This window comes from Butyricimonas sp. RTP31003st1_G1_RTP31003_210430, from assembly GCF_040920905.1.
Taxonomy (GTDB): Bacteria; Bacteroidota; Bacteroidia; order Bacteroidales; family Marinifilaceae; genus Butyricimonas; species Butyricimonas paravirosa.
On record NZ_JBCOSQ010000029.1, the window covers coordinates 1 to 23,445 of the forward strand.

Below are 23,445 nucleotides of genomic sequence, written 5' to 3' on the forward strand. Positions count from 1 at the left end.
GTATTGTTGTAACCATTCGGCTTGTGTGTCGATGGGGGCGGAGAAATTTCCGGCAAGTCCGGGAATCAAGGCGAATAAAGCACAAATTCCGGCTGTAATACCAAGAGATATTTTTAATGATTTAACAAGAACTTGTCGTTCAAAGCAGCCATTGAGAATTTTGTTCAGCGTGTATATGCCTAATAACGGGATGGTCACTTGCAGTACAACCAGCATCATCGAAGGTACTCTGAATTTATTGTACAAAGGAACATAATCATAGAAGAAACTTGATAATGCCATGAAATGACGTCCCCAACCCAAGAATAGGGCTAACAGGGATATACCCACGATCCACCATTTCATGGGGCCTTTTATCAAGATTAATCCTAGTACGAATAAGAAAATAGCGATAGCTCCCATGTACATCGGCCCGGCTGTAAATGCTTGAGGACCCCAGTATAAAGGCATTTGCTTGATCATTTGATCTGCATTCTGGGCTCCCGCGCTCTTTAAGAATTTGTAAGTCTCCGAGTTTTTGCTTAATGCCCCGGCCGAGGCTCCTCCTTTAAAGTTCGGGATCAACAGATTCAGGGATTCATCTATCCCGTAACTCCATGCTGTCGCGTATTCTTTATCCAAACCACCTTTGGTTTGGTTCTTTTGATTTAAAGTTAATTCCGAACCACCACGCATGGTATATTTACCATATTCCCATGTCGGCCATAAATGGTTCACGTTCGTAGCCCCGGCCAGTCCGGCAGCAACAATTAACAATATGGTTGTTTTCAAGAATGACGGTAGAGCCTTTTGTTTTATAGCCGTGTATAATTGAGCAATACCGTAGAATATCGTAATAAATGCCAGATAGAATGTGATTTGCGGGTGATTGGCCATAATCTCGAAAGAGAGTGTGATGCCAAACAGCACGGCTCCCAGCCATCGGTTCTTTCGAAAGGCATAAACAAGTGCCGCAAGAACAGCAGGCATAAGGGCGATAGCGGTCATTTTGGCATTATGTCCTACTTGAATGATTTGGAAATTATAGGAGCAGAGTCCAAATGCCAAAGCACCAACAATGGACAACCAAGGATTGACCCCAAATGCCAGCATAAGAAAGTAAAAACTGATGAAACCTAAGATTAAATCGGCTGCAGGCCGAGGACCAACGAATAGAAATTCGTAAATATTTTCCAGATAGTTTCCCTTGTAATAGGTACTGATCATGGTTGTGGGCATTCCACTGAACATGGAATTTGTCCAAAGCGGTTCTTCCCCGTTGTTTGCGGCCCGGTAATCTATCGTTTCTTTGGCGGCACCCACGAAAGAAGAGACATCCGATTGATTGACAACCTTTCCTTGTAACGTGGGATAGAAATATATAAAACCGATCAGGATCAATAATATAATTGCAAATAAATGGGGATAGAATGCTTTCAGTTTTAGCTGTTTCATTTTGAATCTTTTTTAAGGCCATGTTTATTCATCGACAAAAATAAAAAATATAATATGAAATCTTTACTACTCGATGAATAATTGCTATTTTTGTTTATCAAGAATTGAATTATGAAAGTGTTCATGTTATCAAATCCCGCCGCGATACATACTCAACGATGGGTAAGTGCGTTGGCTAAGCGGGGAGTGGAGATTATGTTATACAGTTTTTATCCTTGTGAAAAGGTTGACTATTATAGGGGGATTAAGCATGTACAGGTAAAATCGTTCTGGCAATCACGTGATAGTAAAGGGATCAAGGGTTTTATTTTAGTCAAATTATTTATTTATTACCGGGCGTTGATAAAAGACATCAGAAATTCTATTCAAATATTTCATCCGGATATCGTTCATGCTCACTATTTATCGGATAATGGTTTATTCGGGGCGTTGGCGGGTTTTCATCCATTCGTCGTTTCGGCATGGGGAACAGATGTATATGACTATCCCCGGCGTTCATGGAGCAGGGCTTGTGTGATTAAATATATATTGAAAAAGGCGGATCGGGTTTTGTCTACAAGCCACGTGATGGCCAAAGAACTTGCAAGATATACGGATAAAAAACAAATCCCTGTTACCCCATTCGGAGTGGATATGACATTGTTCAAGAGATTTCCAAAAAAGCATCAGGAGACAGATGGATTCGTGTTTGGAATTGTGAAAACTTTGGAATATGGGTATGGGATAGATACGTTGATTGATGCTTTTGCTTTGTTGTGTAAACGGCGACCAGATCTGAACTTGTGTTTACGGATCGTGGGAGAGGGAAGTGAGAGAGAAAAATTACAGTTACAAGCAATAAATTGGGGGTTGGCAGAAAAAATCATATTTGAAGGAAAGGTCGTACATGATCATTTGCCGGAAGTCATCAGTTCTTTTGATGTATTCGTGGCGCTTTCCCGGGCAGAAAGTTTTGGGGTTGCTGTAGTGGAGGCAATGGCCGTGGGCTGTCCTGTTGTTGTATCAGATGCTCCGGGATTCACCGAAATCGTGAAATCGGGAGAGTCCGGCCTTATCGTTGAACGTGAGAATCCACAACAAGCATCAGAGGCCATGGAAACCCTGGTAAATGATGAAACATTACGGGTTACCTTGGCTCAAAATGGAGAAAAGAGGGTTCGGGAATTATATGATTGGGATAAGAATGTGGAAGATATGATAGAAATATATCAAGAAATCATGGAGGAAAGAAATGTTTAAAGATATAAAGCAAGTCATGAAAGATTCGGTACTTTATGGTATCGGAAATGTGGCTGTCAAGCTTGTCGGTTTTATTCTGATTCCCCTTTATACGGATGCCGAATATTTCTCTACTGCTGATTACGGGTTGATGGGGTTATTGGAGGTGACATCACAAATTTTGATTGCGGTGATGGGACTTTCTTTATATTCCGGGTTGATCCGTTGGTATTGGGATGCCGAATATCGGGATAAACAAAAGACTATTTTTTTCACGACATTGTTGTTTACGATATTGACTTCTTTGTGTATCGGGAGCGTGTTGTGGTTAAATGTTGGTGAGTTATCGGCATTACTGGTACAGCAAGAAGGGTATTCTTTGGGAGGGGAACTTCCATATATTCTTCAATTACTGATATTGACTTCTATGTTGGGTGCAGTTGTTGAAGTTCCACAAAATTTATTGCGTTTACAACGTAAGCCTATCTATTATTCGTTAACGAATATCGTAAGATTATTTGTAACATTAGTTCTAACGATTTATTTTACAATTTCTTTACATCGGGGGGTATCAGGAGTGTATGAGGCGCAATTAGTCGGTATAGCTATACAATTACTTATGGTATTACCACTGGTTATTAAGAACAGTTCTTGTCGAGTAGACCGAAAGTGTACAATACAATTGCTGGCATATAGTTATCCGTTAGTTTTTCCCGCCATAGTAGGAAGTTTACTTACTGTTTTTGACCGTTATATAATAAATCATTTTCAAGGATTGGATGATGTCGGTTTCTATAGTTTGGGATATAAAGTAGGGAATACTCTTAAAGTTTTTATCGTGACATCCGTGCAATTGGCTTTAACGCCTTTGTTGATGAAGAAAATGAATGATCCGGATAATAAACAATTTTATTCAAAAGTATTGACTTATTTTTCTTTTGGTTTGATGTTTTGTGCTTTAGGCTTGAATCTGTTTTCGCGGGAGGGAATTGTTTGGGTGACAACTAATCCGGATTATATAGAGGCGCTTTACGTCATTCCTTTCGTGACCTATGCTATTTTTTTCAGTATGATGCGGGAATGTTGCATGATTGGGTTGCAAATTATGAAGAAGACTAAAATTATAAGTTATGTTATAGTTGGTATTACCATATTGAATTTTTTCTTGAATATGCTACTGGTGCCTTCAATGGGAATGTACGGGGCGGCTTTGGCTACAATGATAGTTCATGTAATTTCGTGGTTGGCATGTTATATATTTGCTCAACGGTATTACCCTATTCCCTATGAATTGTCGAAAGTGGGGAAGGTGCTTGTTGTGGGAACAATATTATACCTGATCGGTATATTATTTAATGAAACAGCTATTGGGATAAGTATATTGGTGAAATTGGTTATTTTGGGCGGATATCCGTTTTTGTTGTATAAATGGCATTTTTACGATAAGGATGAGTGGAATAACTTGAAAGGAGCATGGAAAAAATGGTCTGATCTGAGGCGATTGAAAGAGAACGTGAAAAATGTAAAATACCGGGAGTCATAGGACTATTTCCTATACCGGATGAATTAATTATATTTGTAAGAATCTTAAAATGGACAAATGATGGAAACAGAGCTTTTTAATAGGCAGTATATAATTTCAGAGAAAGAATTGGCTCTAGACGGGTGGAAACAGTTTTTGTTTGATAATTATCATGTTTACGTACATCCGAATCTGGATTATGTACATCAGGATGGGAAATATTTGTCTGTGGCAGTATTGGGTTATCTGTTTGACTATCGGAATACTGAATATACAAATGAAGATATTGTAAAGAGATTATCGGAATCTGTTGACGTGGAAGATTTGATGCGGCAACTGGATCAATATTGCGGTCATTTTATTGTACTTTGTAAAGATGCTGTGGGGGTAAAAATTATACCGGATGCTTGTGCGCAGCGAATCCTTTATTATAAGGATTCTTTTGACGTTTTTGCCTCTCAAGTGAAATTAATAGAACATTTTTTCCCCTTGGAAGATGTTGTAGACCCGGAGGCAAAAGCATTTTTTAATTCATCGGTTTATAAATATCGATTATATGCGATCTCCAACAAGACTTGGAAACAAGGAATATTTCGTTTAATGGCAAATTCCTACCTGGATGTGACTGCACGTAAAGTCGTGCGTTTCTTCCCGGCACAGCCTATTCAGAGACAAGCCTTGCAGGATGTTGTGGAACAGGTGATTCCGATGTTTAAAGGATATATCGAGGCGATAGCGAAACGTTATAAAAAAGTAGTGATCCCCGTGACGGCTGGCTTTGATAGCCGAATGGTTTTTGCCGCTAGTCTTGGTTTGAAAGAGTGTACTTATTTTATTTATAAACATCCTTCTTTTAAAGAAAACCACCCGGATCTGGTTATTCCTAAAAAGTTGACAGAATTAGTTGGGAAATCATTTCAAGTGTTCCGGTATTCGCCAGAGGTCGATCCTATTTTGAAAGAAGTGTATAAGAATAGTGTTGATTATGCCAGAGATCGGACAGCGGCAATGATTCTTTCGGGAAACGGAACTTATTTTAAGGATGCAATAATGTTAAATGGTAATTTAGGAGAGATTGCCCGTAGTTACTACAATTATACAGAGAATGTATCGGGAAGGGAGCTTGCGGCGTTGATGGAGTGTAGAAACTATCCTTATGCCGTACGGGAATTGCAAGCATGGTATGATACGAATCGTCCTCTTTTTAAAGCAAATCATTTAAATGCGCTGGATATGTTGTTTTGGGAGTTGGATTGGGGACCTTCGACTGCACAGTCAAAACAGGAATGTTGGATTGCTTCGGAAGTTTGCTCACCTTTTAACTCCCGAATAATGTTGACAACATTGCTGAGTGCCGATGCAAAGTATCGGGTAAAAGAGTCTTGTCGGGTATTTAGAGAAGTGATTAATCATTTTGCAGGTAAAACAATAGACTTGCCTGTGAACCCGACGGGGAAACATAAAATTATAGCCATGATGAAATGGCTGGGTATTTATTTACCTTACCGGAAATTTCGAATGAATGTGCGTTAATGTGTTTATTTGAATAATAGAATAATATCTTCGGAGCATGAAAATACTGATGGTTTTAGAGAACCAGTTCCCGGATGACGAACGGGTTGAGAAAGAGGCGTTATCCTTGATAAAAGCCGGACATGAAGTCCATTTGTTGTGTGCAACGCTAAAAAAAGAACGTGTCGGGGATGAAAATTATAAAGGAATCAGGTTACATAGAGCCTTGTCGACATCTTTCCTATATAATAAAGCGAAAATTGCCTGTCTGCGCTTGCCCTTCTATTTTATGTTTTGGAAGAAACAGGTCGGGAATTTATTGTGTGCGGAGACTTTTGACGTGATTCATATACATGACCTACCCTTAGCTGAGGTTGGATATTGGGCAAAAAAGAAATTCGGGATAAAATTTGTTTTGGATAGTCATGAGAATTATCCTTATATGTTGGATATGGCTCCCTACACGAAAGGGATAGCCGGGAAGTTGATGTATTCTTTTGATGCTTGGAAACGCTATGAACGGGAGATGATAGGCAAGGCGGATATTGTTATTACGGTATGTAAGGAGATGTCTGACCGGATGAATGATCTGGTTCCACGGACATATTATCACGTGGACAATACGATTAGTATGGAGTTGTTTCCCCGTCCGGAACCACACCCGACGACAGCAGGAAAGATACGTTTACTTTATGTTGGGGGAATCACTTATCACCGGGGATTACAAAATGTGATCAAGGGATTGGCATTGATAAAGGATAAATCTAAGTACAGTCTTGACATATATGGAAAAGGGGCCTATGCCGGAGAGATAAAGGATTTGGTATTAGCACTTGGTTTAGAAGAGATGGTACATTTCCCCGGGTATTTGAAGTTTCCGGTAGAAGCCGTTAAGATGTGCGCCTATTCTTTGGGAGTAATATCGAATCTGCGTTCGGTACAGACCGACTGTTCTTCTCCGAATAAGATATACCAGTACTTTTATTATGGTTTACCCGTGCTGGTGAGCGATATGAATAGTGTTGGGAATATTGTACGAGAGCATCAAGTTGGAGTGGTGTATAAAGATAATTCTCCGGAAGACTGTGCCCGGAAATTAGAGCAGCTGGTAACCTTGGATTTGGAAGATATGGCAACTCGGGCTCACAAATTGTGTTTGGAGCAATATAATTGGGATGTTTCTGTTAAACAGTTAATAGCAGCTTACGAATCTATTCGTTGAAGTTCCCGGATAATGATATGTCCGGCTTGTCCATCCCCGTACAGAGGAGAAGAAAAAACGTCTTTTGTTGTATGTTTAAGTTGCTTGTAGCTGTTTAAAATATCTTCGTATCTCCAACCCGTAATGATATTGGCTCCTTGTTCAACCAGTTCAACCCATTCCGTTTCAGTTCGGAGAGTGATACAGTATTTTTTGAAAAAATAGGCTTCTTTTTGTAAACCACCACTATCCGTGGCAACAAGAGAACAGTGTTTTAGCAGATAAACCATCTCCAGGTAGCCTACGGGGTCCACCAGTTGGAGGCGGGTTTGTTTAAAATTGAAATTCAACTCTTGTAATTTTTTACGGGTACGGGGATGAATAGGAATAACGACAGGCATTTCCCGTGCAATCTCTTCAAGAGCAGCGATAATAGATTGTAAACGTTCGGGAGAATCCGTGTTTTCAGCCCGGTGCAAAGTAGCTAAAATAAAATGTTCCGGAAGTAAAAAATCAGGATGTTTGGCTTTATTGGCATAAAAAAGTGCGGCATCTTGCATGACATCACCACAATTCAATAATGTACAAGGAAATTGTTTAAAGCCTTCTTGGTGTAAATTTTTAATAGCTTGCTCTGTGGGACAAAACAATACGGAACTTATCCTATCCGTGAGAATTCGGTTGATCTCTTCCGGCATATTCATATTGTATGAACGTAGTCCGGCCTCGATGTGTGCAACCCGGATATGTAATTTACTTGCTGCCAAGGCTCCGGCCAGTGTGGAATTTGTATCCCCATAAACGATCACCCAATCCGGCTGTTCCGTTAATAGGATAGATTCAATCTTTTCGAGCATCTGGCCCGTCATTGCTCCATGCGTCATTCCGTTGATATTCAAATTATAGTTGGGTTTGGGTATACACATCTCTTCAAAGAAAATATCAGACATATTCGTGTCAAAATGTTGTCCCGTGTGAACGATAACTTCCTGTATATCCGGGAAACTACTGATGGCTCGACTGACCACGGCTGCTTTTATGAATTGAGGGCGTGCGCCTATGATGGTAACTATTTTCATGTGGTGAATTATGATTTCTTATTTCCGTAATAATTTTTTGAAAATCCTTTTACTTCCTTTCCGAGCAAGGCATTCCAGCCTCCCCAGAGTAACCCGAAGCCATAAGCGAAGACTTGGATGAGCAAAGTAATGATGGAGAGGAAGGCAACAATGATGTTCCGGTATCTGAAAAGTGACTGGAAAAAAGCAAACAAGCAAACAAGCATTAATCCGTAGTCAACAATATTCCATACAAAATGTACGGGAGGATAGTTTTGTCCTGTGAAAAAGGTGCATAATTCCAAAACGACTAATCCAACGATTAATAGGGCCGGGAGCAGGTGAATCGGTTTTAGCGTATGTGGATGGCGTCTGGATAAATTGATGCGTGCAACTCCCCAGTTAAAGATTTGGCGGAAGAACTTGGGTATACTTGTGCGGCGTTTATGATAGACATAAGCATCTGCGATTAGCCCCACTTTAAAACCGGCATTGTATATTCGCATGGAATAATCCATATCCTGACCATGACGCAATCCTCCCATACCTCCAATCATGTCATATACTTTTCTGGATATTCCCATGTTGAAACTTCTAGGATAGAAACGCCCCACGTGCTTTTTATTTCCCCTGGTTCCTCCTGTTCCGATAAATGAGGTCATGGAGTAATTAATCGCTTTCAGTAGGGGAGAAAAAGAGGGATGACAGGTGTCCGGGCCTCCGAATGCGTCATAATGATGTTCGTTTTGGGTCTTCTCAATTTCAGCCAGCCATTGAGGGGGAAACATACAATCGGAATCTACAAAGATAAAATACTCTCCTTGGGCTTTACTCATGCCGTAATTTCTGGCAGCTCCGGGACCTTGATTTTGTTGGTATATCGCTCGTATTTGAAGTCCGCTGGCAGAGTGGTATTGTTCGATGAATTCCTTGAATCCGTCTTTCGAACCGTCATCCACGAATAATAATTCAAAAAGACACCGATTCCCTTCGAGCTTTTCTGCGCTTTCAAGGAGTTCTTTCACTTCTTCCAGACGGTTATATACGGCAATGATGATAGAGTATTTCATGATCTAGTTGTATTTATTATAATCGTGTATACCTGAATGCCAGTTCCTTGTTTGTAATATTTATTGGATTTATTTCAAACCGTGAAAAATTGTCACGGTTTGAAGATAAACTTAATTACGTTCTTCGAATAGCTTAATGCTTTCTTTTTTGTCATAATCATGTTTTTAATAGTAAGCTTCGATGTTATCTTCTACTCGTTTGTGTATGAACTCCTGTTCCCAGATAGCCAGTCCCAGGATGATCCAGATAAAATTGTAGTGCCACCGGAGTTTCGGATGTGCCGGGTAATCCAGAATATAGCGGATATAGTCATAATTGAATATTCCCTGTTTCTCGATATATTCTTTTGTAAGAATCTTCTCGGCTGTATCTTTTAAATCCTTTTTGAATTGTAGATACGGGTTCACCGTGAATCCCCATTTCTTTTTCGTGATAATCTTGGGGGGAAGATATGGTTTCATGGTTTCCCGGAAAAGATTTTTAGTCTGGTTATTTTTGATCTTCATCTCCACGGGGAGAGTAAAGCCGAAGTCTACCAAATCCCGATCAAGGAAAGGAATTCGTTCCTCAACCGAATGGGCCATGGACATCCGGTCATCCGTAAGCAAATAATCGTTTACCATTTTGGATTGAAATTCGGCATATAGCACTTGATCCAATCCGTTCTGGTGGCGTACGGATTCAAAAATCTTGTCAAATTCCTTATGTACCTTGAATTGTTCTATTTCTTGCTGTTTCAAGAACGATTCCGAATAGATATTCTTGTAGAAAGGGTTATCGAAATCCCACGTGTTTCGCAGGATGAGGTAAAAGCGCTCCACGTTCCCGATAGACAGTAACATTTGTACGCCCCGGCGATATTCGTCGTAACGTAATGATTTAGAATTGTTCTGAAGACGGAAGATGAAATCCGATTTCCAGCGTAACATACGTTGTAGCCATTGTGGAGTATGGTGATGCCAGTTTTTGAACGGGTAAATGAATTTATGAATATCATATCCGGCAAATAGTTCGTCTCCGCCTAGCCCTCCGAGAATAACCTTCACGGTTGGGTGGACAAAAGCCGACATATTGAATCCCTGCAATAGATTAATTTTAGGTTCCTCTGCATGCCAGATTACTTTCGGCATTTGTTGCATCGGATTCATCGATAGGCTCAACGTGTGGTGATGCGTGTGAAAGTGATCGGCGATTTGTTGGGCATCGGGAAATTCATCCGTGGGCTCATTAAACCCTAGGGTAAACGTGTTGATCTCGGGAACACCCAGTTCATGCATTTTCTGCACGATCGTTGAGGAATCCAGTCCGCCCGATAGATACACGCCGACTGGAACATCACTGACCAACTGGCGTTTCACTGCCTGTTTGATCAATTCGTTCATTTTCTCTTTCGCCTCGTTTTCCGTGATGGATCGATCGATGTTCACAGCCAGCTGCCAGTAGCGTTTTACCGTGAACAGACCGTTTTCAAACACGGCAAAGTGAGCCGGGGGAAGACGTTTGATGCCTTCAAAAAGAGTCTCATTCCCTTGCGTGTAACGCAAGTTCAAGTGTATATGTAAAGCCTTTAAATTTAATTTCCGTTCATATTTCGGGTGTAGGATAATGGATTTCTGTTCGGAACCGAAAACTAATATACCATCTTTAAGGAAATAGTGTAGAGGTTTAGTTCCGAAATGATCCCGTGCGAGAATCAGGCGGTTATTGTTTTGATCCAGTAGGGCAAAAGCAAAAATACCGTTTAACTTGTTGAAGAATCCGGTTCCGTACTCCTCGTAAAGATGAACCAGAACTTCTGTGTCGGTAGCGGTATAGAACACGTGTCCCTTGGATTTGAGTTCTTCCCGGATTTCTTCGTAGTTGTATATCTCCCCGTTAAAAATGACACAAACACTTTTGTCTTCATTAAAAATAGGTTGATTGCCACACGTGGAGACGTCGATAATGGACAAACGCCGGTGTCCGAGAGTGAAATCCCGGTAGGTATATATAGATTGATCATCCGGCCCCCGATGTTCAATCGTGGTCAGCATTTCCGACATGAGTTGAGTGTTATCTGTATCCCGTTCGAATATTCCGGCTATTCCACACATATTACAAGAGTTTGTTTATACAAAAGTATTATTTTTTCCCGTTTTTATTATAAACGATTCAGTTTCTTTAATGCCGTGAACTTGTGGCGATACATTTTTAAAATATTGGAAATACGGTCATAATGATGGAATTTCTCGCTAAAAAGGCGTAATTCCTCTTTTCCGGTGATTCGATAGAGAATTAGGAGTTGCTGGCGAACAAGTCTGAGATAACCGATCGTGCAGGGGTCATCTTGTGGATAACCGGAAAGATCGCAGCGATTGAATCGAGGCCAGAACCCCATGTCAAACAGAGGAAGTTGACGGGTAAGACCTTCTATTCCTTCATTAAACAGCCGAAGAGCGAGCGCGTACCCGTTGGGGTCCTTGTTTTCGGGAACTGCACGAATGTAATCGTATAAACCGAAAAGGCAAAAGCCATGGCCATCCAGTACTCGTGTCGGACACTCTGCCACGTATTCTTCGTAAAAGGTTTCTCCCTTTTCTCGGTCTACGGAAACCCCTCCGACTGTTATATCCTTCGTGAAAGGAATTAATGCTTGAGTTGCAACCTTCAAGTAGGCATCATCCTCTGTAAGTTGCCAGGCTCTCAATAGCATGGATATTCCCCTACTTTGTGCGAAGGCGGATTTCCAAGGTTGATAAACATGGTATTCGGGTTTAGGCACGTCGGTTAGCCAATAACAACCGAGTTCTGTATGATCTGTCCGATTGTTCATAAACCAGTCTGCAATGCGAAGAAAATGAGCCCTTTTCTCTTCGGAATGTGTCTTTAACCACGAGTGGAATATGGCTAACCCGTACTGTCCGATAGAAATAGGATAGTAGTGCAGTTTTGTATCTTCCACGTCAATATAAGTCGTGTTCAAGGGGACTCCATTTTTGTCGAAAGAGTGAATTAGACGATTGAGCTTAGCTATGTCCTCGTCAAATTTGATGTAATAATAGCCTAGCGTTTCAGATTGATTCTCCATGTTAATTTCGATCTTGCGGTTCGTGTTGAAATCTCGCAAAAGTTTACGTAACATGAAAATAGCTTTTTTAAGCTTCATGGCGGGCTAAGATTTGGGTTAAAGACTGGGTTAAGGACTTTCTCGAATAACGGTTGACTACATTGTCCTCTTTTATAGGAGATTGTGGATCAAAATTATTCAGTAAGGAGGTTAGAAATTGAAACATACCTTCTTCATCGTCATATTCGAATGTTTTCCCGGCCTTACAAACTTGAATGATGGCTGCGGCATCACCATCGGTGGGACCGAGGCAAAGAATAGGGGTTCTGGAGCCGATATACTCGAAAAGCTTGCCCGTGAGATTACCTTTACTCCCTTCGATATTGGGGATAATGAGTAATAGAACAGAAGAACTCTTCATGTATTTGATGGCATTTGCGTGAGCTACGAATGAATGGATTTCTACGAAATCTCCCAGTTGTTCCGAGAGTTTTTGAGCTATACCCTGATCCACTTTACCGACAAAACGTAGTTTGAGTTTTCCTGATGTGGAAAGTCTTTTAACTGAATGGATAAAGGAATCAATCGTGTAGTCAGCCGCCAAAGTCCCCGTGTAGGTAATTGTGAAAACATCTTCCTTTGGAATAGTTAGGTCGAAATCCTCGGCATCGAATCCATTAGCGATAACTTTTATTTTAGAGGCTTGAATGGCCGGAGATTTTGCTGCCAGTTGCTTTTTGATGTAGTCGCTTACCGTGATTACCTGATCTGCATCCAGAAGAACATTTCGTTCATATTGCCGGTCAATCGCTTTTGCAATGGGAGTTGGGTACATCTTATTATAGTAATAGATGTCAGTCCATGGGTCTCGAAAATCAGCAATCCAATGCAGATGGAAACGCTTTTTTAGTTTTTGTCCGACCAGATGGGTTGACATAGGCGGGCCCGTTGTGATGACGGCATCTATTTTTTCTTCCTGAATAATTTGGATTGCTTGGTGATAAGCGTGTTTATTCCAGCCTCTCCGGGCATCCGGTAGAAAGAAATTACCCCGGATAAAACGGGCAATCTTCTGTTTTAGACTGGGACTCCCTTCATTGACGAATCCGCTATACGGGGCACTTTGGGCTTTAGTCAGTTTTTTATAATATTCATATATACCGGAACAATCCGTTCGATACACGATTTGTCCGGCTCGTACATCTTGTTCCAGCGTGTGGTCTTTTATGGGATATTCAGCCTTTTCCGGATCAACCGTGATAATGATCGGATCATAACCAAATTCCGGAAGGTATTTCGAGAACTTCAACCAGCGTTGAACTCCCGGTCCTCCTGAAGGTGGCCAATAATAGGTGATGATCAGAATCTTTTTCACGGTGATATCTCTATCGGTTAAAGAATTTACGAATTTGTTCGATGATGTACTCTTGCTCTTCCGCTTTCATTTCCGTGTGCATCGGCAGCGATAGTACCTCTTCGCTTAATTGTTCAGCAACGGGGAATGTTCCTTGCCCTTGTCCCTTTTTAGCATAAGCCTCTTGCAAATGCAAGGGGATAGGATAATAAATCATGCTGGGAACATCATGTTCTGCCAAGAAAGATTTCAACTCATCCCGTAGGTGATTTTCAACCCGGATGGTGTATTGATGGAACACGTGTGTGCTATTAGCAGCCCGTTGTGGAAGGATAATTCCTTTTACTGTTGCTAACCCTTTGTCATAATGTTCAGCGGCTTGATTACGGGCGGCTGAATATTCATCGAGGTATTTTAGTTTTACATCCAAAATAGCAGCTTGCATGGTATCCAAACGAGAGTTACATCCCACGACACTATGGTGATATTTGATCTTTTGCCCGTGATTGGCAATCATGCGGGCCCGTTCGGCTAATTCGTGATCTCGGATGAATAAGGCTCCACCGTCCCCGTAACATCCTAAGTTTTTGGAGGGGAAGAATGAGGTTGTACCAATATCCCCAATACATCCGGCTTTTTGTTGGAGACCGTTACTGAACGTGTAAGTGGCCCCGATAGCTTGTGCCGTGTCTTCTACCACGTAAAGTTTGTGTCGGCGGGCTATATCCATAAGCGGTTCCATGTCTGCGCATTGGCCGTACAAGTGAACAGGAACGATTGCTTTCGTGCGGGGGGTAATTTTTTCTTCTATTTTGGTAACGTCAATCGTGAAACGATCTGCCACACAATCCACGAAAATAGGTTCTAACCGTAAAAGGGCAATCACCTCGGCTGTGGCCACGTAAGTATGAACAGGTACAATCACCTCGTCCCCGGGTTGTAACCCGAGAGCCATTAAAGCAATTTGTAGGGCATCCGTGCCGTTGGCACAAGGAACAACATGTTCTACTTGATTATATTCTGCGAGATGTTGGGCGAAAGTCTTCACTTGGGGGCCGTTAATGAAAGCCGTGGTGTCAAGTACTTCCTGTATGGCGTTATTTATTTCCTCCCGGATGCGTTCATATTGTCCGTTAAGGTCAACCATCGTGATTTTCATTGTGATATAAAATTAGATTTATTCTTCTATTTTTTGAACTAACCCGTTTTGTAAATGATAGCGTTGTTTGCTTTCCGGACATTCGGCTATTCCCTTTTCGTCAAAATGAAGACGATGCCCGTATTCACTCATCCAACCGATTTGTTTAGCCGGATTACCAACTAACAAAGCGTATGCAGGAACAGTTTTTGTTACAACGGCCCCGGCTCCGATGAAGGCGTAAGCCCCAATGTCATGCCCGCACACGATCGTGGCATTGGCTCCGATGGTAGCCCCTTTGCCCACGTGCGTTTTGGCATATTGACTTTTCCGGTTTACTGCACTACGAGGATTGGTCACGTTCGTGAATACGCATGATGGACCCAAGAAAACATCATCGTCACAAGTGACTCCCGTGTACACGGATACATTATTCTGTACTTTTACTTGGTTCCCGAGAACTACCTCCGGGGATATGACGACGTTTTGCCCGATGTTACAATTCTCTCCGATCCGGCAATTACTCATAATGTGGGAGAAATGCCATATTTTAGTTCCTTTTCCGATTGTTGCGCCCTCGTCTACGATGGCGGTCTCGTGTACGAAATAATCTTTCATATCTGAATCATTTTACTGGCAAAGATAGTTTTTCTATTAAAGTATTGAAAGAAACGGGGGTGATGTTTTTCTTTCGAGGAAATAAAAAAGCCGCCTTGACGGGCGGCTTTTTCGGTTTGTGGTTTAGGTTACTAGTAAAATTTGTATCTTGTATCAACCACTCCGGCATTCTTCACTAAAGCGGGGAGAATCAAACGGAACTTGGTGTATAGATTCGTTTGTTCGATACTTCTCTTGGCAGCTTCAATTTGTTCGGGAGTAACTGTTTCAACAGTTTTAGAGTTTACAACCACAACATAAACTCCTTGGTTACCGATGATCGGTTTAGAAATTTCGTTTTCTTTCATTGTAACAACTTCGGCAGTCAGCACGGGTTCGATACCAACTCCGGGAACTTGGAATGAACTGAAACTAACATCCGTGGCATCCATTACCTCTGCATTGGCTTTTTGGGCAACAGAAAGTAAACTTTCACTTCCGGAAATAGCATTGGTCAATTCCTTGGCAATGATTTCGCCCTTCTTTTTACGGATAAGTTCTGTGCGGATAGCTGCAGAAACAGAGTTCAGAGGTGCGATACCTTCTTCTTGAATTCCGGTTAGAACCACAACAGAGAATTTGTCTCCAGCCTCAAAGATCGGCGATTTCTCTTTGGTCGTCAGGATGAAACCCGGTTTTTCAGCCATATAAGCCTCGCGGATAATATCTCTTGCGTTATCAATGCCTGCAATCTGATAATCGTTTTTACCTAAGTTTGCGATACGTTTGGTTTGATTATTAGCAGTTAAAGCTGCCTCAAAATCTTCTACGGTATTGATATTGTTTGCAAAAGTACGTGCGTCGTTATAAATCTTGTTGATCGTTTGTTGAGACGGGGTAATTTCTTTTGCAACGATTCCGATTTGTACCTTATCAACAGGTTTTGATCTGTCTGTTACTTGCAAAACATGGAAACCGTAATTTGATCTTACCACTTTCACCTCGTTTTTGTTAGAGAAGAACGCTGAATCAGCAATTGGTTGGAGCATCTGATCTTGGGTGAACCATCCGAAATCCCCACCATTTACAGAAGTATTCTGATCGGCAGAATATTGTCTTGCTAAAGCATCGAAATCTCCGCCTTTACGGATTAAGCCTGCTAAACTATCGGCTAATTTCTCTGATTGAGCCATATTGTTTGATGCGATCAAGATATGACGGGCTCTTACTGAGTCGGGTAATACACGGCGGTCGGCAACACGAACGATATTGTAAGCGTTATCTTTCAGATAAGGTCCGAATACGGCATCGCTCTTTTCCGTGAACAGGAATTCATCCAGTTCCTCGTTATCCAATTCTCCCTTTTTATAATATTTGGGTTGGAATCTTTTTTCAGATGAAAGGTTAGCGAATTCAAGCACGTTCTTTGCTTCTGCAAATTCGGGTTTCAAGTCATTCACCCAGTCTTCCGTTTCTTTAATGTCTTCGGCTGAGGCCGTGATGTCAAAATTCACGTAAGCAATTTGTCTGGCTTCTTCGCGTTCAAACAAATATTTGTGTGAATTATAATAATCTTTGATCTCGTTAGCTGTTACTTTTACTGCAGAGTCGCTAACCGTGTTGTAGCTTTTCATGATAAAGCTGATGTCAGCTGTCGTTGCTGCACTTTCTGCAAGTTCTTTGGCTTGAGCATCTGTTACAAACAAGCTTTTTGCTAACAGAGTATTATATTTTTCTTGTTTACGAGCCGTGTTTACTTGCTCTTCCATGTTCAACCAATATTCCTTTTGCGGGGTCCCGGCAGGAGCTTCGATCAATTGTTTGATGATCAGACGGGCTCTTTCTTTGTCTACCTGTCCCGTGTTAGGATCTGCGAATAACTGGCTGACAGCCGGGTTCATGTTGCTCCCTAATAAGAAATCGTATAACTCGTCACCGCTAACGTCCAAACCTAATTCCTCGTATTCCTTGTTCAGAATGATTTCGGAAACAATCTGATTCCAGGTATTTTCCCGGATCATTCTTTGTTGCTCATCCGTTAAGGCAGATAAACCGTTCATGCTTTTGATGAAATCTTCATTCTTCATAATCTTTTGTTGATATTCTTGAATGCCGATAGTTTCACCTCCAACTTCTCCAACTTTGTTTCTGGAACGATTGATAAGGCTGGCGCCAGAGCTAAGAGCATCACCAACAATAAACGCCACGAGGGCTAATCCAATCACGATACTAACAAGTACTCCACCGCGATTTCTAATTTTTTGTAACGTTGCCATTTATATTAAAATTTTATGTTTCTACACACGAATTTATTCTATTTTTCGAGGGTACGAATATATAAAATGGATTGGTTTTATGCAAATAAATTTCAATCCCTTTCGTTTATTGCCCTATTCCTTCTTTTTCGTTTCCTTTTTTGTCTCTTTTTTCGTTTCCTTTTTTGTTGCCTTCGGGGCCGCTTTTTTTGTTGTCTTTTTTGTCGTTTTTTTCTTACTGTCCCCTCCCTTTGCAATGATCTCCATGGTTTCCTCAAAGGTTAATTTGTCTGCTTCTTTTCCTTTGGGAATCTTATAGTTCACTTTGTTGAACGTGATGTAAGGTCCAAAACGTCCGTTAAGAATTTGTACTCCGTTTTCAAACTCTTGGATCTTCCTATTTTTTTCGATTTCTCGTTTCTCGTTGATTCGTTCGATAGCGGTTTCAAGAGTTATTGTTCCCGGATCGTCAACGCCTTTTTTCAAGGAAACGAAAAGTTGATTATGCTTGATGTAAGGTCCAAAACGACCGATGCCGACACTGACAGGTTTCTCTTCGAATTCACCCAGTTGACGGGGAAATTTGAACAAGTCTAAAGCTTCTTCCAAGGTAATGGTTTCCATCAGTTGCCCTTTGAGCAGCCCGGCATAACGTACGGATTCTCCTTCACCAATCTGAGCCATCGGTCCAAAACGTCCGATTCGTACGGAAACGGTTTCTCCTGTTTGTGGATCTTTACCAAGTTCCCGGGCTCCCGTGTTTCGTTCGGATTCTTTCAACGTTTTCTCCACGTTAGCATGGAAAGGTTGATAGAATGTTCCGATCATGGATTGCCATTCAACCTCTCCTTCGGCAATGTGGTCAAGGGCATCCTCGGCATTTGCCGTGAAATTATAATCCATGATATTCGTGAAATAATTGGAAAGGAAATCCGTCACGACCATTCCGATATCCGAGGGAAACAATTTCTTCTTTTCCGCACCGAATATCCGGCTGATCTTCTTGACTTTTATATCTTGTCCTTTAAGGTCTATCTGGTCTAGTTGACGTTCTGTACCATCCCGGCTTTCCCGTAAGATATATCCCCGGTTCTGGATTGTGGTAATCGTGGGTGCGTATGTTGACGGACGTCCGATTCCCAAAGCTTCCATTTTCTTCACGAGACTGGCCTCCGTGTAGCGGGGGGGATGCGTCGTGTATTGTTCTAAGGCTTGAATCAGGGAACGTTGTAACTGGTCTCCTTTATGTATTGCAGGTAATAAGGCCGCTTCATCGTCTTCTTTCTCGTCATCGAAAGATTCCATGTACACTTTGAGGAAACCATCGAAAACGATCACTTCACCCACGGCCTCGAACGTGTGTTTCTCCCCGGTAATGGCGATCGTTATGGTCGTTTTTTCCAGTTCGGCCTCTGCCATTTGGGAGGCGAGAGTCCGTTTCCGGATTAACGAGTAAAGTTGCTGTTCATTCTTGTCTCCGCTGATCGATTCCTTGTCCATATAGGTCGGGCGAATGGCCTCGTGAGCCTCTTGCGCTCCTTTCGTCTTCGTGGCGAAATTCCTGGGTTTGGAATATTTTTCTCCCAGCGTGTTGCAGATAACGGTTTTTGCCGCACCGATAGCCAGTTGGGATAGGTTCACGGAGTCTGTTCTCATGTAGGTGATGTGTCCCTGTTCGTATAGTTTCTGGGCCACGGCCATTGTCTGTGAAACAGAGAATCCCAATTTGCGGGATGCCTCCTGTTGTAGCGTGGATGTCGTGAACGGTGGTGCCGGTTTACGGCTACTCGGTTTTGTCTCGACATCACTTACTGAAAATGCCGCTTTCTTGCAATGTTCCAGAAAGTGAACCGTCTCTTCCTGCGTGGAGAAACGTTCGGATAATTCTGCCTTTAAAGGGATCGAATTACCATTTGCGTCTTGGGTTTCGAATGTTCCGGTAACCTTATAATATTTTTGTTCAACGAAATGGTTAATCTCCCGTTCCCGTTCAACGATGAGTTTTACGGCAACGGATTGAACCCGTCCGGCTGACAAGGAAGGTTTCACTTTTTTCCATAGGACCGGTGACACTTCGAATCCGACCAGTCTGTCAAGAACCCGGCGGGCCTGTTGGGCATCCACGAGGTTTTTATCAATGTCCCGGGGATTATTGATCGCGTGTAAAATAGCATCTTTCGTGATTTCGTGAAAAACAATCCGTTTCGTGTTCTCCTTCTTCAACCCCAGAACTTCGAATAAATGCCAGGCAATAGCTTCTCCCTCGCGGTCCTCATCGGAGGCTAACCAAACCGTTTTGGCTTCCTTGGCAAGTTGTTTCAGTTCTTTTACAATCGCTTTCTTGTCGGGTGATATTTCATATTTTGGTTGGAAATTATGTTCTATATCAATCCCCAAATCTTTTTTTTCAAGATCCCGGATATGTCCGAAACTAGATTTTACAACATAATTCTCTCCTAAAAAACGTTCAATAGTCTTGGCTTTAGCCGGAGACTCGACAATTACTAAATTTTCAATCATATACGATTTTCTTTTACATTTCCGTTTCCTTCCGAAACGGATTTATCGCTTTTTTTAAGCTGTTCGTCCTAAAATTAGGGTGCAAACTTACGTAAAACAATTGAAAATGAAAAACTCTACCCATTTTTTAGTAAAAAACTCTCTCCAAAATAGCGAAGAGGATGTTCCTTAGAAACATCCTCTTCGTGCATATTATTATAAGTATTCCGGAGTTTATTTCCCCGTGTTCGCTTGAACTATTTTTTGCCAACGGGCTTTTTGCGTGTCATTTGCTTTTGCCAATGAACCGGATAAATAGTAAGCTATCATTTGAGAATCTTTTCCCAGTTTCGGGAGTTCTTTCTCGCAAGCTGTCAAGATCTTGTCAATATTTTCTGTCTTCACAGCCTTTGCGATGGCTAAAGAAGACAGTAAGGTTTTCTCGTTTGATAATTTCAGTGCTTTTACTTCCCGTCCGATAGCGTCTAAACGTTTTACATCGGTTTTTTGACCACGTCCGGCGATAACCATTAATATTTCACGGAAAAGACCTTCACTCAAACGGCTATCTACTTTCTCCTTGCCAATGGTTTCGTTGAATTTGCTCCGGTTGTCAGTCAAGAATTTTGCCGCTTCTGAATCTTTTGGGCTTAATTCACTATTACCAAAAATGAACCAGTAATCTTCTGATAATTTTTCTTCATCGGTAGAAATTTTCAATAATTCGTCTACGATGGCTTTTGCGTTCGGATCGTAATTAGCTACCATCACTTGAGCGTATTGAGATAAAAATGCTTTATCTCTATTACCGCTATTGTATTTTGCATCTAAAGCTCCTAAAGCTTTGTTGTCATCGAAAGATTCCTTCACTCTCTCGATGAATTTCTCACCTTCACCACCACCGACAAGTTTATGACGAATGGTACCGTCCGGATTTACGATCACGAAAGTTGGGTAGGCACGAACACCGAATTTTTTTGCTAGTTCAGGACCTTCTCCTTTTTCCATATCATATTTTAAGCAGATGAAGTTCTGATTTAGGAAATCTCCCACGTTTTCTTGTTTGAATACGGTTTCTGACATATACTTGCAAGGGCCGCACCAAGTCGTGTAGCAGTCAATGAAAAGTTTACGTCCTTGTTGTTTTGCCATTTTCAAGGCATCTTCATAACTTAACTCGTAGAAATATACACCAACATGTGCTGCAACCTTGAATTTTTCAAAGAAGTTGGTCATGTAGGCTTTCCCGTTTTCCGGGCTATTGGCAATGAATTTATCTCCTAATGTTACGATACGCCCGGCTTCGGCTTTGTTCACCTTGGAACTGATCGAGTTTAAGGCGTTTACGATAGACCATAGTTCTTCGCTCTTGGTTTCTGCTGCTTGTTCAGCGAGAGAAATAATTTTATCCACGTTCTGGTCAATCGTGGCTTGAGCCAACTCGATCTTGCTCATCAATTGATCTTTATTCTCCAAATCGATATTGGTTAATTCTTGGCGAATTTGCTCAAGTGTCTTAGCGGGTTCTTTTGCGTTACGGCGAGTAGTATTATCAATAGCTTGACTATAATTACCATAAAGGTAAGCATCTACTTTCTCTTTGCCGATGTTTTTATTGAACACGGCAAGGTTATTTACGACAAGTTTGAAATTATCAGAACCGTAAGGACTTTCTTCGAGAATAGGCCAGAATTCTTTTTTCATTTTATCCTTGTCTTTCAGTATTTTATTCAACTCTTCGCCTACTTTTTCGCTTTTTGCTTGTTCATAAGCATCGTTCAATGCGATCTGGTAAGCCATGAGTTGTTTCTTGTTCATTTTCCCTTTCTCGTATAATTTGTTCAAATAATCGAGAGAGGTCTTTTCGTTCAGTCCTTTTTCAACTCTTGCAATGAATCCTTCCAGATCCCCGCCGCCAACCACTTTGTGTTGTACCGATCCATCGGGACGAAGAATCAAGAACGTCGGGTAGGCTCTGACTCCAAATTTTTTACCCAGTTCAGGGCCTTCTCCTTTTTCCATATCAAATTTCACGCAAACAAATTTAGGATTGAAAAATTCTCCGGCTTTTTCCTGCGGGAAGATGGTTTCTGACATGTACTTGCAAGGACCGCACCATGAGGTATAGCAATCCATGAAAACGAGTTTGTTCTCTGCTTTGGCTTTAGCCAATGCTTCATCAAACGTGATATGCTCGAAATTCACGCCTCCTTGACAGAATGCCGTGAGACTAAGCATCAAAAATGCAACAATTGAAATAAGGCTTTTCATAAATTCAACAATAAATTGGTAAATAAAGTTGCAAGGTAGGAAAGAAAGCCTGACGCTGTTATTCCATGGTTTAACATTAACTTATTTTTAAAATAAAAGAGGCCTGAAAGCCTCTTTTTATCGTCTACTATAACATTTTTTTAAGGATTGACTGCTTACTTTTTCGAGGCGAAAAACTTTCGGTGGAAAAGCAACAGGATAAATACACCTATTGTAATATAAGAGTCGGCCAGGTTAAATACCGGGCGGAAGAATACGAAGAAATCACCTCCCCAGATGGGAATCCATTGAGGAAGAAAACCTTCGTAAAGCGGGAAATAAAGCATATCTACCACCTTCCCGTGCAGGAACGAGGAGTACCCGCCCCCGTGAGGGAATAGAGTGGCTACTTGTGAATAGCTGTCACTGAAGATCATCCCGTAGAACGCGCTATCGATGATGTTGCCTATTGCCCCGCAGAAAATTAACCCGAAAGAGAGAATAACCCCCATGGGTGCTTTTTCTTTGATGAGACGTCCCAAGTACCAAGCGATGCCCACTACGGCAATTAAGCGGAATACACTTAAAACGGTTTTTCCCCACTTGCCTCCCCCGAGTTCCATCCCGAAGGCCATCCCGTTGTTTTCAATAAAATGAATTTTGAACCAGTCTCCGAAGACACTGAATTCATCCCCGATCATCATGTGGGTCTTGATCCAGATTTTAACAACTTGATCAATGACTAATAGGGCAATAATAAAAATAATAAGTTTTTTCCGCGTACTCATCTGTGTGATAAAATTTAAAGCGACTCTTAATCGCTTTTGCGATTAAGAGTCTTGTCCCATTTTGGCATCCATACTCAATGTTGCATGAGGTACGGCGCGTAATCTTTCTTTGGAGATCAGTTTTCCGGTTACCCGGCAGATCCCGTAAGTTTTATTTTCAATTCGTACTAACGCAGCCTCTAGGTGAGCAATAAATTTTGCCTGCCTTTGTGCCAGCCGACCGGCCTCCTCTTTGGAAAGAACAGATGCCCCCTCTTCCAATACTTTAAAAGTGGGAGACGTGTCGGCAATGTCATTCCCGTCGCTGCCAGAGATCGAGGCTTTCAGCACCTCGTAATCTCTTTTCGCCTTTTCGAGTTTCTCAAGAATCAATTCTTTGAATTCTTGCAACTCTTCATCCGAATATCTAGTTTTCTCGGCCATAGTTGTAAAGTTTTTGTCTAAGTTAATAAAAAATCCGCTATGTAATCTTTCCCGTGGAAAAATATCCACTTTTACTTGT

At 41.5% G+C, this 23,445-nt stretch carries 16 protein-coding genes and 1 pseudogene; 4 read left to right on the forward strand and 13 right to left on the reverse strand.

The annotated features are described in order from the left end of the window. Window positions 1–1,434 (reverse strand): annotated as a pseudogene (locus AB5542_RS10615) (hypothetical protein); the annotation flags it as partial. A 111-nt stretch (window positions 1,435–1,545) separates the two neighbouring features. Here AB5542_RS10615 and AB5542_RS10620 point away from each other — a divergent pair. Genes AB5542_RS10620 through AB5542_RS10635 form a run of 4 tightly spaced genes read left to right on the forward strand, consistent with a single transcriptional unit; the run spans window position 1,546 to window position 6,908 of the window. Next, window positions 1,546–2,673 (forward strand): glycosyltransferase, encoded by a 1,128-nt coding sequence (locus tag AB5542_RS10620; protein ID WP_279038134.1) that lies wholly within the window; start codon window positions 1,546–1,548, stop codon window positions 2,671–2,673. Between the two features lie 16 nt (window positions 2,674–2,689). Continuing rightward, window positions 2,690–4,195 (forward strand): lipopolysaccharide biosynthesis protein, encoded by a 1,506-nt coding sequence (locus AB5542_RS10625; RefSeq protein WP_162613656.1) that lies wholly within the window; start codon window positions 2,690–2,692, stop codon window positions 4,193–4,195. A 60-nt stretch (window positions 4,196–4,255) separates the two neighbouring features. Then, the gene (locus AB5542_RS10630; protein ID WP_279038131.1) at window positions 4,256–5,707 is read left to right on the forward strand and encodes a hypothetical protein; all 1,452 of its coding nucleotides are present in this window, start codon (window positions 4,256–4,258) and stop codon (window positions 5,705–5,707) included. A 37-nt stretch (window positions 5,708–5,744) separates the two neighbouring features. Next, complete coding sequence (locus AB5542_RS10635) at window positions 5,745–6,908, forward strand: glycosyltransferase (RefSeq protein WP_279038129.1); 1,164 nt, start codon at window positions 5,745–5,747, stop codon at window positions 6,906–6,908. On the opposite strand, the gene wecB is transcribed toward AB5542_RS10635, so the two are convergent. From wecB to AB5542_RS10695, 12 genes are all read right to left on the reverse strand, one after another. Then, on the reverse strand, window positions 6,890–7,966 hold the full coding sequence (gene wecB / locus AB5542_RS10640; protein WP_087419010.1) for a non-hydrolyzing UDP-N-acetylglucosamine 2-epimerase: 1,077 nt from the start codon (window positions 7,964–7,966) through the stop codon (window positions 6,890–6,892). The genes AB5542_RS10635 and wecB overlap by 19 nt on opposite strands. A gap of 8 nt (window positions 7,967–7,974) precedes the next feature. Beyond that, on the reverse strand, window positions 7,975–9,015 hold the full coding sequence (locus tag AB5542_RS10645) for a glycosyltransferase (protein ID WP_279038127.1): 1,041 nt from the start codon (window positions 9,013–9,015) through the stop codon (window positions 7,975–7,977). 165 nt (window positions 9,016–9,180) lie between these two features. Continuing rightward, window positions 9,181–11,109 carry an asparagine synthase (glutamine-hydrolyzing) gene (asnB, locus tag AB5542_RS10650; RefSeq protein WP_279038126.1) on the reverse strand — a complete coding sequence of 643 codons (1,929 nt, stop codon included), beginning with the start codon at window positions 11,107–11,109 and terminating at the stop codon, window positions 9,181–9,183. Between the two features lie 47 nt (window positions 11,110–11,156). Further along, window positions 11,157–12,137 (reverse strand): D-glucuronyl C5-epimerase family protein, encoded by a 981-nt coding sequence (locus tag AB5542_RS10655; protein WP_279038124.1) that lies wholly within the window; start codon window positions 12,135–12,137, stop codon window positions 11,157–11,159. Between the two features lie 13 nt (window positions 12,138–12,150). Continuing rightward, window positions 12,151–13,437 carry a glycosyltransferase family 4 protein gene (locus AB5542_RS10660; protein WP_279038122.1) on the reverse strand — a complete coding sequence of 429 codons (1,287 nt, stop codon included), beginning with the start codon at window positions 13,435–13,437 and terminating at the stop codon, window positions 12,151–12,153. Between the two features lie 10 nt (window positions 13,438–13,447). Next, window positions 13,448–14,575 (reverse strand): DegT/DnrJ/EryC1/StrS family aminotransferase, encoded by a 1,128-nt coding sequence (locus tag AB5542_RS10665; RefSeq protein ID WP_279038119.1) that lies wholly within the window; start codon window positions 14,573–14,575, stop codon window positions 13,448–13,450. Window positions 14,576–14,593: 18 nt separating this feature from the next. Then, window positions 14,594–15,172 carry an acyltransferase gene (locus tag AB5542_RS10670; RefSeq protein WP_087419004.1) on the reverse strand — a complete coding sequence of 193 codons (579 nt, stop codon included), beginning with the start codon at window positions 15,170–15,172 and terminating at the stop codon, window positions 14,594–14,596. Between the two features lie 131 nt (window positions 15,173–15,303). Then, window positions 15,304–17,427, reverse strand: coding sequence for a peptidylprolyl isomerase (locus AB5542_RS10675; protein WP_087419003.1), 2,124 nt, complete (start codon window positions 17,425–17,427; stop codon window positions 15,304–15,306). A 114-nt stretch (window positions 17,428–17,541) separates the two neighbouring features. Further along, window positions 17,542–19,926, reverse strand: coding sequence for a type I DNA topoisomerase (gene topA, locus AB5542_RS10680; protein WP_279038115.1), 2,385 nt, complete (start codon window positions 19,924–19,926; stop codon window positions 17,542–17,544). Between the two features lie 213 nt (window positions 19,927–20,139). After that, window positions 20,140–22,176: a thioredoxin family protein gene (locus AB5542_RS10685; RefSeq protein WP_229128135.1), complete on the reverse strand. Its 2,037-nt coding sequence runs from the start codon at window positions 22,174–22,176 to the stop codon at window positions 20,140–20,142. 155 nt (window positions 22,177–22,331) lie between these two features. Then, window positions 22,332–22,943 carry a lipoprotein signal peptidase gene (locus tag AB5542_RS10690; RefSeq protein WP_118304502.1) on the reverse strand — a complete coding sequence of 204 codons (612 nt, stop codon included), beginning with the start codon at window positions 22,941–22,943 and terminating at the stop codon, window positions 22,332–22,334. A 42-nt stretch (window positions 22,944–22,985) separates the two neighbouring features. Then, window positions 22,986–23,366, reverse strand: coding sequence for a TraR/DksA family transcriptional regulator (locus AB5542_RS10695; RefSeq protein ID WP_027201860.1), 381 nt, complete (start codon window positions 23,364–23,366; stop codon window positions 22,986–22,988). Between the last annotated feature and the right edge of the window lie 79 nt (window positions 23,367–23,445).